Raw genomic sequence first — 10,915 nt, forward strand, 5'->3', positions numbered from 1 at the left:
CCACCGGCTGGGCCTGCTGCGCAACGATCGTCACGTGGTTGACCGGCGGCTTACCGCCGCGCTTGAGCTCGTCGCCGTCGCCGCCGAAGCGCAGGCTCGCCAGGCGTCCCTGACCCTCAATGACCTGGCCGTAGATATCGTAAATATCCGCCCCGTAGCGCTTCTGACCAAAAAAGGCGTTCCACGGATCCGGCGTCGCATAGTCGGTAATGTTCAGCACGCCGCTATCCACCGCCGAGAGCAGGACATTCACCTGCTTCGGCGTCTCGCCCTCTTTGACGCTGGCCTTCACTTTGACCGTCAGCGGCCGGTTGGGACGCATTTTTTCCGGCGCATCCAGCGCCAGGGTCAGGCGGCGGTTTTCATCGCCGAGCGGCAGATGCAGCAGCCCCACCGCCCGCTTCGGCGTCGCGGAGCGCGATTTGTCGCCGGGGCGGATCACCAGCGTGCTGAGATAGAGGTCGTGGCGGTTCCAGGCTTTATCGACCGGGATGGACAGATCCATCCCCGCGGCCGGAACGTCAATTTCCTGCCACCACAGCGGGCCTTCGCTGGACTCGACCATCGCATAGCCTTTACCTGCCGCCGGCGCGGCGATATGCAGCTTAATGGTGTCGCCGGGCCTGTAGGCCGGTTTATCCAGCTTCATGGTGACCCGGTCAGGACGCGCGGCTCCCGCGCCGTCGCTGTTATCCTGCCAGCTGTAGCCGGCCCAGAAGCGCACGCTGCTGACCGCCCCATCCGGATCCTTCACCTCCAGACGATAGGAGCCCCACTCCACCGGGAAGCTCACCTTCGCCGTTTGCCCGGCCTGCAGATCCAGCGACTCCTCGCCCTCCTGCAGATCTTTCTGATCGAACTGCGACTGCCAGCCTTCGCTATCCGACCAGTTCCAGTAGTAGTCGCGGCGTTCGCGAATGAGGCGCACCTGCAGCCCGGAGACCGCTTTTTTGTCTCCGGCAGCGTCGGCGTAGACAATCTCAAACCCGGCGGTGCTGTTTTCATCCACCACCGGCTGCTTCACCGTGCTGTCGGTGCGGTAGTCGTACACGTCCTTCAGGGTGAACTCAGGACGGATGCCCGGCAGCGCCTCGGCGGGCCAGATGGCCTGCTGCACGGTGCGGGTCACCGGACGACCGCCGGACTCCAGCAGGCTGGCCTGTAAAATTACCTGCAGCGGCGAATGGCTATCCTGCCACTGGCTGGCGGTGGTCACTTCCCCGCGGCCTTTTTCGTCCAGCGTCATCTGCACTTCATCGAGGCTACGGGAGAGGTTCTCCTCGGCAATATCGCCAAACTGGAAGCCCGGCAGGGCGGCGACCGCATCGCGCAGCGGGCGCAGGAACAGTTTCCCCTGCAGCTGGTTGCCGCTGGCGGGCGCGCCGTATAAATAGGCCCCGGCGACGGCAAAGGTCACGTCGGCATCCGGCGCCACGGCGCCCTTTTGCCCGCTCAGGTTCAGCGCCATCCGTTCGGGCATGAAGTCTTCGACGTGGAAGTCCCACTCGCGCGGCTGATTGTCGCCGGTGCTGGCGCGGATATGCCACATGCCGGTCGGCGCGCCGGCGTCGAGCGGCCAGGTAAACTGATACAGGCCGTTCACCGGCTGGCTCATCCGGGAGCTAATCACCTGGCCGTCCGGCTGAACCACCTCAAGCTTCACCGGCTGCTCGGCCAGCGGCCTGCCGTCGCCGTCACGCAGCAGCGCGTTGAGGATCACCGTCTCCCCCGGGCGGTAGAGATCCCGAGGGCCAAACATAAAGAACTGCTTGCTAAAGCCGGGGGCTCCGGCAATGGCGAACTCCGCCAGATCCAGCGCCGGCAGCTTGAGATCCAGCAGGGTGGTTTGCCCCTCTTTGCGCGCCAGCAGCAGCGCTGCCTCTTTATCGGTTTGCACCGTCACGTGGCCCTGGCCGTCGCTTTTGGCCTGCGCCAGCGTCTGCCCTTTGGCGTTGAGCAGCTGAACCTCGATATCGGACTGCGCGGCGCCGTTTTCGAGACTTTGGGTGAAGACGTCCAGCCGGTTGTGGTAGCGATGCGCCGAGACGCCGATATCGCTGAGGGTAAACAGCGTCGCGGCGTTGCTGTAGCTATAGTGGCCCGCCTGGTTCATCACCGCCACGTAGACGCCCGGCTGCTGCAGCGGTTTGATATCCGCCAGCGGCAGCAGCAGCTTTTCCCGCGTATTGCGCGCCGGGTTGAGGTCAAAACGCCCGCTGTAGACCAGGTCGGCCATTTTCAGCAGCTCGTCGGACTCCCAGTTGCTTAGCGAATTCCGGTACTCCCACTGGCTGACGAAGGCGGACAGCGATTCGGGCTTGATGCGAAAGAAGTTCACGTCGACGTTGTCAACGTTCAGGGCCATCACCGGCAGCCCGGCCACCACTTTGCCCGGCAGCAGCGAGCCCCGGCTGGCAAAGCCGATGCTGGGGGCCACGTCGCGGGTGGCGATGGTTTTTTCAAAAGAGGTGCCGAAGGTCGCGGTATTCAGCGCGGTGAGCGTAGGGTCAACGGAGACAATCAGGTCGCGTTTCGGCTCAAGATGGCGCAGGCGCAGCTCTTTCAGGTTCGGCGCCAGCTCCCAGGCGCCGTCAACCTTACCGCTTTTTTTATCGACGAGGTGCACGCTGCGGGAGAAATCCTGATCCGGCTGCAGCGGAATGGAGAAGGTCAGGACCAGCGTCGCCGCCCCGTCCAGCTGGACCTCCGAGGCGTCGAGCAGCGTCAGCGCCTTGCCTTTACTTTTCTCCGCCAGCTTAGCGAGCTGGGCGCCGTCCGGCTTCGCCGCGTCCTGCTTATCCGTGGAAGAGGCGGCGGCTGGCCCGGCGGTCTGAGTTTTGCCGCTGTCGTCGCAGCCGGCAAGCGAAAATGCGGTAAGCAGCGCCAGCGACAGCGTCGCTAAACGAAATGGTTTCATCCTTTAACCCCTCGGCCCAACGGCCTGATATCTGTAGTGAACATATTATTATGCGCCAACGGCCGATTTACCAGTTGCTTATAATATCCGCAGCGCGTCGACGGCCTGATTTTGCCGATGATATAATTTCAGCGATAGGTTTTACCCGGCAGATGAGAATAATAACGACGGCGTATTTGCGTCCGGGCAGCGAGAAAAATTACAACAAACTTCGCACGATGAATATAAAACATGCCGCAGAGCGCAATTAAAAATAAGAGAGACTAATAATACACGGACTTAATTATAATGTGAAAGCGCATATTTCCTCCCGGCTTAATTCTGAAATTAACATTAGCCGCCTCGTATAAATTGACAACGCGCCGGTTTTCTCATACTTGAACGCTATGGCGTAATATTTCATGCCGCCCTTACCTTCGCGTTGGTCGTCCATTCTCATCTTCAGATGGAGAGCGGGCTTCATTGCCGCTGCCCGGCAAGGCGCATAATTTACGGCATATGTTAATGCCCACGTAGGCTAAAACACTTCTGGTGGTAGCACTGACTGCCCGTTCTGCGAAATCAATAACGGCACAACAGTCATCCGTTCCGTATTGACATATAAAATAAATAATATGGGAATTATTTATGTCACAAATGAGCGCTCTTTTAATTATTCTTTTTATTCTTTATACAGGCGATGTTATTTCGACCCGGACAAAAGCCAGGGTCCCTTCCGTCTTTGTTTGTGCAGCGCTATTTCTGGGCGGGTACTGGACATTTTTCCCGGCGGATATTATCAGCCGGGCGGGAATCACGGCGCCCGTCGCCATCATGCTGATGTATCTTCTGATTACCAATATGGGGACCCTGCTGTCGCTGAAGGAGCTCATGCGCCAGTGGAAAACGGTGGTCGTTGCGCTTGCGGGTATCGCCGGCATAACGGTGGCCGTCTTCGCGGTGAGCCTGCTGCTGTTTGACCACAACACCGCGCTGGTTACCATCCCGCCGCTGGTCGGCGGGATCGTTTCATCATTGATTATGTCGCAAGGCGCAAGCAACGCCGGGCTGGTGGATCTGTCGGTGCTGGCGATTCTGATTTACGTGATGCAGGGATTCGCCGGCTATCCCCTCACCGCCATCATGCTGCAACGCGAAGGAAAAGCGCTGCTTACGCGCTACCGCAGCGGCGAGCATCATCCTGATAGCGCTGAAGATGAACGGACCCTCCTCGCCTGCGGTGAAGAAATGATGCCGCGGTTGTTTAGCCGCATCCCCACAAGCTACAACAGTACCTATTTTAAATTCCTGCGCCTGGCGATAGTGGGCTGCCTGGCCTGGTTTGTCTCCGAGCTGGCAAAACCCATAGTCAGCATCAGCCCGTTCGTACTGTGCCTGTTTTTTGGCGTGGTCTTTACTTCATTGGGCTTTCTTGAAAAACATACGCTGCAAAAAGCGAACGGGTTCGGCTTTGCCGTAATGGCATTGATGCTGTTTATCTTTGATACCTTGAACAAAGCCACGCCGGATATGCTGCTGCGCCTGCTTTATCCGATGGCGGTGCTCATCGCCACGGCGGTTATCGGCATGTTTATCGTTTCCTGGGCCGTAGGGAAAGCGCTCGGCGTCAGCGGCGCCATGTCATTCGCCATCTCCCTGACCGCGCTGTACGGCTTTCCGGCGGATTACATCATCACTAACGAAGCCATTAACTCCCTCACCCTGGATGAAAAAGAACGCCAGATGCTGACTCAGCACATGCTGGGGCCAATGCTGGTCGGCGGGTTTATCTCCGTGACGATTGTTTCCGTCATCCTCGCCGGAATACTGGTGGGCTATCTGGTGCCGGCTGTTGGCTGAACGCTTTCATTTTCTACCTACCTATGGAGTCCGTTTTATGATTAACCCCGCTATTACCGCCATCATCGCCAGAGAAGAGCAGGCGACAATCGCCTTTCGCCGCGATCTACACGCCCACCCGGAGCTGCCGTGGGAGGAACGGCGAACGACGGAGCGCGTCGTGGCGGAACTGGAGAGCATCGGCATCGCCTGCCGTCGTACCGTTCCGACCGGCGTCATTGCCGACATCACCGGCGGCAGGCCGGGCAAGACGGTCGCCCTGCGCGCCGATATGGATGCGCTGCCGGTGCAGGAGCTCAACGATCGGCTCAGCTATAAATCGCAAATCGCCGGGAAAATGCACGCCTGTGGGCATGATTCCCATACTGCAATGCTGCTCACCGCCGCCCGCGCGCTGTATGAGGTTCGCGAGCAAATGGCCGGTAACGTGCGTTTAATTTTTCAGCCCGCCGAGGAGATTGCCGAGGGGGCGAAAGCCATGATCGATCAGGGCGCGCTCGATGGCGTCGACAACGTTTTTGGCATGCACATCTGGTCCGGTTCCCCTGCCGGTAAAATCTCCTGCAACGTGGGGTCGTCGTTTGCCTCCGCGGATTTACTCAAAGTCACTTTTCGCGGCCGCGGCGGGCACGGTTCAATGCCGGAGGCCTGCATCGATGCGGCGGTCGTCGCCTCCGCCTTCGTGATGAATTTGCAGGCTATCGTGGCGCGTGAAACTTCGCCGCTGGAATCCGCGGTGGTCTCTATCGGCCGAATGGATGTCGGCACCCGGTTCAACGTGATTGCCGAACATGCCGTTCTTGACGGCACCGTGCGCTGTTTCAGCATCGAAACCCGCCAGCGCCTGGAGGCCGCAATAGCGCGCTATGCGCAGCATACCGCGGCGATGTATGGTGCCACCGTTGACGTCGACTACTGCTACGGCACGCTGCCGGTGATTAACGAAGAGCGCAGCGCACGGCTGGCGCAATCGGTGATCCGCGAGGCCTTCGGCGACGACGTGCTATTCAGCGAAAAGCCAACGACCGGCGGAGAGGATTTCAGCTTTTATATGCAGGATATTCCCGGCTGTTTTGCCCTGCTCGGCTCCGGCAATAAAGAGAAAGGGAGCGACTACGCCCACCATCACGGATGCTTCAATATTGATGAGCAGGTGATGAAAACCGGCGCCGGGCTGTACGCCCAGTACGCCTGGCGCTATCTGCATCAAAACCGCTTCTGATCGTTTCTCCCCGGCGTGCGCCGGGGACATATCACATTACGATATGTATTACGTGAAAATGCCTTGTCGGTAAGGGCAAAAACATCAACAATCTATCTATTGTTGATGACACGGAGATAGCCATGTCCACTTCGTTTTTTGTCGCCGCCGACTGGTTAGCGGAACATATTGATGACCCGGAAATCCAGATTATCGATGCCCGAATGGCGCCGCCCGGGCAGGAAGATCGCGATTTGCACGCCGAATATCGCGCGGGCCATATTCCCAACGCCGTATTTTTCGATATTGAAGCCCTTTCCGATCGCACCAGCCCGCTGCCGCATATGATGCCGCGGGCGGAAGCCTTCGCCGTAGCGATGCGCGAGCTGGGCGTCAGCAGCGATAAGCATCTGGTGGTTTACGATGAGGGCAACCTCTTCTCGGCGCCGCGCGCCTGGTGGATGCTGCGGGCCTTCGGGGTCGAAAACGTCTCTATTCTCGCCGGCGGCCTGGCCGGCTGGCGGCGCGATGAGCTGCCGCTGGAGCAGGACGAGCCGCAGCTGCCGGAGGGCGAATTCGACGGCCGCTTCGATCCGCTGGTGGTTAAGCGGCTGACCGACGTGCTGCTGGTGAGCCATGAAGGATCGGCCCAGATCGTCGACGCGCGTCCGGCCGGGCGCTTTAACGGTCTCGTCGATGAACCGCGTCCTGGCCTGCGCCGGGGGCATATTCCCGGGGCGCTGAACGTTCCGTGGACCGAGCTGGTGATTAACGGCGAGCTGAAAACTATCGACGAGCTGAACGATATTTTCCTGCGCCAGGGCGTGGACTTCGAGCGGCCGATTATCGCCAGCTGCGGATCCGGCGTCACGGCGGCGGTGGTGGTGCTGGCGCTGACAACGCTGGGCGTTAACGGCGTCAGCCTGTACGACGGTTCATGGAGTGAATGGGGCGCCCGCGCCGATTTGCCGATCGAGCCGGCGCAGTAAAACGGCGGCGGGGTGAGCGCCCCGCCGTCATCAGATAATGCGGTTCTGCTTGAAATCGCGCAGGAAGCTGCCCCAGCGCTTTTCATAGAATGGCGCGATATGGGCAATCATAAAGTGGCTGATGCCCTTCTCCCCTTCCACCACCTGACAAATATCGATCGGCTCATCGCCGGGTAGCGTGTCGGTTGCCACGCTGCCGGTTGCCTGGATGATCTCTTCGATATCCCCCTCGGCCTCAATGCCGATAAGCAGGTTCGCCGGCGCGTCCGCGCTATCTTTGATCGAGCACAGAAACGCCCGCTTCACGGTTTTCAGGGATTTAAATAGCGTGGTCAGCGAATCCACCATCTGCGCCGGCGGCTCGGCCACCTCGGAGAGCAGCAGCGGCGCCCCGCCCTCCAGCACGGTTTGCGCGCTCAGCGGACCGCCCTCTTCACCCAGCAGATGCTTGATTTCGTTCGGCGTGAACTCTTTCCCGGCCGGCAGTTTGGCGTTGAGGAACAGCGTCTCGCCCGGGGTCATCGCCATCAGCGTACGCGCCGGCATCGCCACAAAGGACTGCTCGTCTTCGACCGCCTGCTGCAGGGCCTCCAGCGAGGTAAAAAAGGGAATGACCGAGGCGCCATCGTCTTTTTCCCAGTGCTGCAGGTCGACGGCGCTCTCTTCCACAACCTGTTCACCTTCCGCCGCCGCGCCGGGCACCCAGACGGTGGACTCCAGCAGCGTACGGAAAAAAGCCGGGCGATGGCCGGGCTCAATCGCCGCCTTTTCCAGCAGAGTTTCTAATTCATTTTTAGTTTCGGACATGGCTCTCACAACATCAGAATCAGCAATCCCCGGCCGCGGGCCGGGGTGAGACAATCCGGGGCGCCAGCGCCCCGCCATTTTTTACTCTGCGGTTAACAGATTGGCAATCGTGCGCACGCCGAGCCCCGTCGCGCCGGCCGACCACTGCTCAACGGCGGATTTACGGTAGGTCGCGGAGCAGTCGATGTGCAGCCAGCCCTGATGATAGTTCTCAACGAAATGGGAGAGGAACCCTGCCGCCGTGCTCGCACCCGCCGGATAGGCGGCGCTGCCGGTGTTGTTCAGCTCGGCGAAGTTCGACGGCAGCTGGCCGCGGTGGAATTCCGCCAGCGGCAGGCGCCAGAAGGCTTCGTTTTCCGCCTGCGCGCTCGCCAGCAGGCGAGACGCCAGCGCATCGTCGAAGCTGAACAGCGCGTGGTAGTCGTTGCCCAGGGCGGTTTTCGCCGCGCCGGTCAGCGTCGCCGCGTCGATAATCAGCTCCGGCTTCTGCGCAGAGGCATCGATCAGGCCATCCGCCAGCACCAGACGGCCTTCGGCGTCGGTGTTCATAATTTCTACGGTTTTACCGTTACGGTAGCGAATAATATCGCCCAGCTTGAAGGCGTTGCCGCTAATCAGGTTGTCGGCGCAGCACAGATAGAGCTTCACGCGCTTATTCAGGCCGCGGGTAATCGCAAACGCCAGCGCCCCGGTCACCGTTGCCGCGCCGCCCATGTCGGACTTCATCGAATCCATAAACGCGCTCTGTTTGATGCTGTAGCCGCCGGAATCGAAGGTGATGCCTTTCCCCACCAGGCAGGCGTAGACCGGCGCGTCTTTATCGCCGGTTGGGTTGTAGTCCAGCGCCAGCAGGACCGGCGGGCGCTCGGAACCGCGTCCAACGGTGTGCAGGCCAAGATAGTTCTGCTCGCGCAGGTCTTCGCCTTTGGTGATGCGGTAGGTCACGTTGTCGCAGCCAACGCCGCACAGCAGGTCGACCGCGCGCTGGGCCAGCTGCTCCGGGCCGAGCTCTTCCGCCGGGGCGTTAATGGTGTCACGCACCCAGTCGATAATGGCCAGACGGCTATCCAGCTCGCGCTTTTGCGCCTCGTCCAGCGCCGGCCACTCAACCTGACGGCTGCCTTTCGGCCCTTTATAGCCCGCCCAGAACGCCCACGCGCGGTCGGTATTCCAGCCCTCGCCGTCGAGCGCAACGTGCCTGATTCCCATGCCGTCAACTTTACGCGCCGCGCGCTGAATCAGGCCCAGGTCGTCTTTGCCGTTCAGATGCAGGGTGATGCCGTCGTTGTTAATGCTGTAAGCCGCTTTTTCTCCCCAGCGTGCGTCGGCGGGTTGGGTCGTCAGCGTAATCTTCATGGCTTCGGTCATTTTATTCATCCTTATTAGCAAACGGGCCACCCTATGGCAGCCCGTTAAAATTTTTCCGCTAAATGATTCGCGTTGCTGGAAGGCGGCAAGTAAGCAAATCCCCAGGAGCATAGATAACTATGCGACTGGGGTGAGCGAATGCGGCCAACGCATCTGCAACGCGGAGCATGCCGCGAAAATTATTCTGCTTCGTCTAACCAGACTAGCAGAATTGCCTCCAGAATTTTTTCATTGGATGCGTTTGGATCGTCATTAAACTCTTCCAGCTCGCAAATCCACTGATGCAAATCGGTGAAGCGAACGGTTTTCGGGTCGAGATCCGGGAAGGCGTCATAAAGCGCTTCGCCAATTTCGCGACTGTCGGTCCATTTCAGTGCCATATTAATGCTCGCGTGCGTGGTTGATGGTGTAGCGCGGAATTTCGACGACCAGATCGTCGGCGGTCACGCGCGCCTGGCAGCTCAGACGGCTGTCGGGTTCCAGCCCCCAGGCCTTATCCAGCATATCGTCTTCATCTTCGGTACTTTCGGCCAGCGAGTCAAAACCTTCACGCACGATGCAGTGGCAGGTGGTGCAGGCACAGGATTTTTCACAGGCGTGTTCAATCTCAATACCGCTACGCAGCGCGGCATCAAGAATGGTCTCACCGATCTCAGCTTCCACAACTACGCCATCCGGGCACAGGTCCTGGTGGGGTAGAAAAACAATCTTTGGCATATTAAACCTCGTCCACGGATTGGCCTTTCAGCGCGGTACGGACCGACTGGTCCATGCGGCGTGCGGCAAATTCCTGGGTTTGTGTGTCTATATTTTTAATGGCTTCTTTTATTGCATCGGCGTCATCGCCTGCCGCCACCGCGCGCAGCTGCGCCGTTGCGTCATCGATAGCCTGACGTTCTGCGGCGCTTAACAGCGCGGCGTCTGAGGCCAGCGCGCTTCCCAGGCTTTCCAGAACGCGTGCGGCTTCAACTTTTTGCTCGGCCAGCATTCGCGCCTGAACGTCCTGCTCGGCGTGGCTCATCGAATCTTTGATCATGGTGGCTATTTCGCTGTCGCTCAGGCCGTAGGAGGGCTTCACCTGAATGGAGGCTTCAACCGCGGTCGATTTCTCCATGGCGGTGACGCTCAGCAGCCCGTCGGCATCGACCTGGAAGGTGAAGCGAATATGCGCCCCGCCCGCCGGCATCGCCGGGATACCGCGCAGCGCAAAGCGCGCCAGCGAACGGCAGTCCTGCACCAGCTCGCGTTCGCCCTGCATGACGTGGATAGACATCGCCGTCTGACCGTCTTTAAAGGTGGTGAACTCCTGGGCGCGGGCCACCGGAATGGTGGTATTGCGCGGGATCACTTTCTCCACCAGGCCGCCCATCGTTTCCAGCCCCAGAGAGAGCGGGATAACGTCGAGCAGCAGCAGCTCGCTGTCCGGCTTGTTGCCGACCAGAATATCGGCCTGAATGGCGGCGCCGATGGCGACAACTTTATCCGGGTCGATGGTGGTCAGCGGGGTACGGCCAAAAAACTCGCCGACGCGCTCGCGCACCAGCGGCACGCGGGTTGAGCCGCCCACCATCACCACTTCCAGCACCTCTTCCGCGCTCACGCCGGCGTCCTTCAACGCGCGACGACAGGCCAGCAGAGTGCGCTTAACCAGCGGAGCAATCAGCTCATTAAAGTGGCTACGGGTGATTTCACCCTGCCAGCCGCCGACGTCAACGCGGGCGGTTTCCGCCGCGCTGAGGGCAATTTTGGCCGCAATAGCCGCGTCCAGCAGCTCGCGCTGCAGGCGGTTATCGC

The 10,915-nt window shown here is 60.0% G+C and carries 9 protein-coding genes; 3 read left to right on the top strand and 6 right to left on the bottom strand.

What is annotated here, in order from left to right:
* Positions 1 to 2,917, bottom strand: a 2,917-nt coding sequence (locus PFH44_RS20405; protein ID WP_283825968.1) for an alpha-2-macroglobulin family protein, incomplete at its 3' end; no start/stop codon positions are given.
* 627 nt (positions 2,918 to 3,544) lie between these two features.
* Between PFH44_RS20405 and PFH44_RS20410 the strand changes: the two genes are divergently transcribed.
* The 3 genes from PFH44_RS20410 to sseA all read left to right on the top strand — a co-directional run bounded on the left by PFH44_RS20410 (position 3,545) and on the right by sseA (position 6,946).
* Complete coding sequence (locus PFH44_RS20410; protein ID WP_283825969.1) at positions 3,545 to 4,756, top strand: hypothetical protein; 1,212 nt, start codon at positions 3,545 to 3,547, stop codon at positions 4,754 to 4,756.
* A 37-nt stretch (positions 4,757 to 4,793) separates the two neighbouring features.
* Positions 4,794 to 5,978, top strand: a complete 1,185-nt coding sequence (locus tag PFH44_RS20415) for an amidohydrolase (RefSeq protein ID WP_283825970.1) — start codon at positions 4,794 to 4,796, stop codon at positions 5,976 to 5,978.
* A gap of 122 nt (positions 5,979 to 6,100) precedes the next feature.
* Entirely contained in the window at positions 6,101 to 6,946 is an 846-nt protein-coding gene (gene sseA, locus PFH44_RS20420) for a 3-mercaptopyruvate sulfurtransferase (protein ID WP_283825971.1), read from the top strand.
* Between the two features lie 30 nt (positions 6,947 to 6,976).
* On the opposite strand, the gene sseB is transcribed toward sseA, so the two are convergent.
* The 5 genes from sseB to PFH44_RS20445 form a co-directional block, all read right to left on the bottom strand.
* The gene (gene sseB / locus PFH44_RS20425) at positions 6,977 to 7,753 is read right to left on the bottom strand and encodes an enhanced serine sensitivity protein SseB (protein WP_283825972.1); all 777 of its coding nucleotides are present in this window, start codon (positions 7,751 to 7,753) and stop codon (positions 6,977 to 6,979) included.
* An 81-nt stretch (positions 7,754 to 7,834) separates the two neighbouring features.
* Positions 7,835 to 9,121, bottom strand: a complete 1,287-nt coding sequence (gene pepB / locus PFH44_RS20430; RefSeq protein ID WP_045856330.1) for an aminopeptidase PepB — start codon at positions 9,119 to 9,121, stop codon at positions 7,835 to 7,837.
* A 179-nt stretch (positions 9,122 to 9,300) separates the two neighbouring features.
* A complete protein-coding gene (gene iscX / locus PFH44_RS20435; protein WP_041146721.1) occupies positions 9,301 to 9,501 on the bottom strand; it encodes a Fe-S cluster assembly protein IscX in 201 nt (66 codons plus the stop codon).
* A 1-nt stretch (position 9,502) separates the two neighbouring features.
* Positions 9,503 to 9,838: an ISC system 2Fe-2S type ferredoxin gene (fdx, locus tag PFH44_RS20440; protein WP_041146722.1), complete on the bottom strand. Its 336-nt coding sequence runs from the start codon at positions 9,836 to 9,838 to the stop codon at positions 9,503 to 9,505.
* A 1-nt stretch (position 9,839) separates the two neighbouring features.
* Positions 9,840 to 10,915, bottom strand: a 1,076-nt coding sequence (locus PFH44_RS20445) for an Hsp70 family protein (RefSeq protein ID WP_283825973.1), incomplete at its 5' end; no start/stop codon positions are given.

Origin of the sequence: Klebsiella sp. Ech2A, from assembly GCF_030078455.1 — a bacterium.
Lineage (GTDB): Bacteria > Pseudomonadota > Gammaproteobacteria > Enterobacterales > Enterobacteriaceae > Klebsiella > Klebsiella terrigena.

Excerpts from the sequence above, each read along its gene's own strand:
- pepB (WP_045856330.1), bottom strand. The coding sequence starts at position 9,121 with ATGACCGAAGCCATGAAGATTACGCTGACGACCCAACCCGCCGACGCA.
- PFH44_RS20415 (WP_283825970.1), top strand. The coding sequence starts at position 4,794 with ATGATTAACCCCGCTATTACCGCCATCATCGCCAGAGAAGAGCAGGCG.
- sseA (WP_283825971.1), top strand. The coding sequence starts at position 6,101 with ATGTCCACTTCGTTTTTTGTCGCCGCCGACTGGTTAGCGGAACATATT.
- fdx (WP_041146722.1), bottom strand. The coding sequence starts at position 9,838 with ATGCCAAAGATTGTTTTTCTACCCCACCAGGACCTGTGCCCGGATGGC.
- PFH44_RS20410 (WP_283825969.1), top strand. The coding sequence starts at position 3,545 with ATGTCACAAATGAGCGCTCTTTTAATTATTCTTTTTATTCTTTATACA.
- iscX (WP_041146721.1), bottom strand. The coding sequence starts at position 9,501 with ATGGCACTGAAATGGACCGACAGTCGCGAAATTGGCGAAGCGCTTTAT.
- sseB (WP_283825972.1), bottom strand. The coding sequence starts at position 7,753 with ATGTCCGAAACTAAAAATGAATTAGAAACTCTGCTGGAAAAGGCGGCG.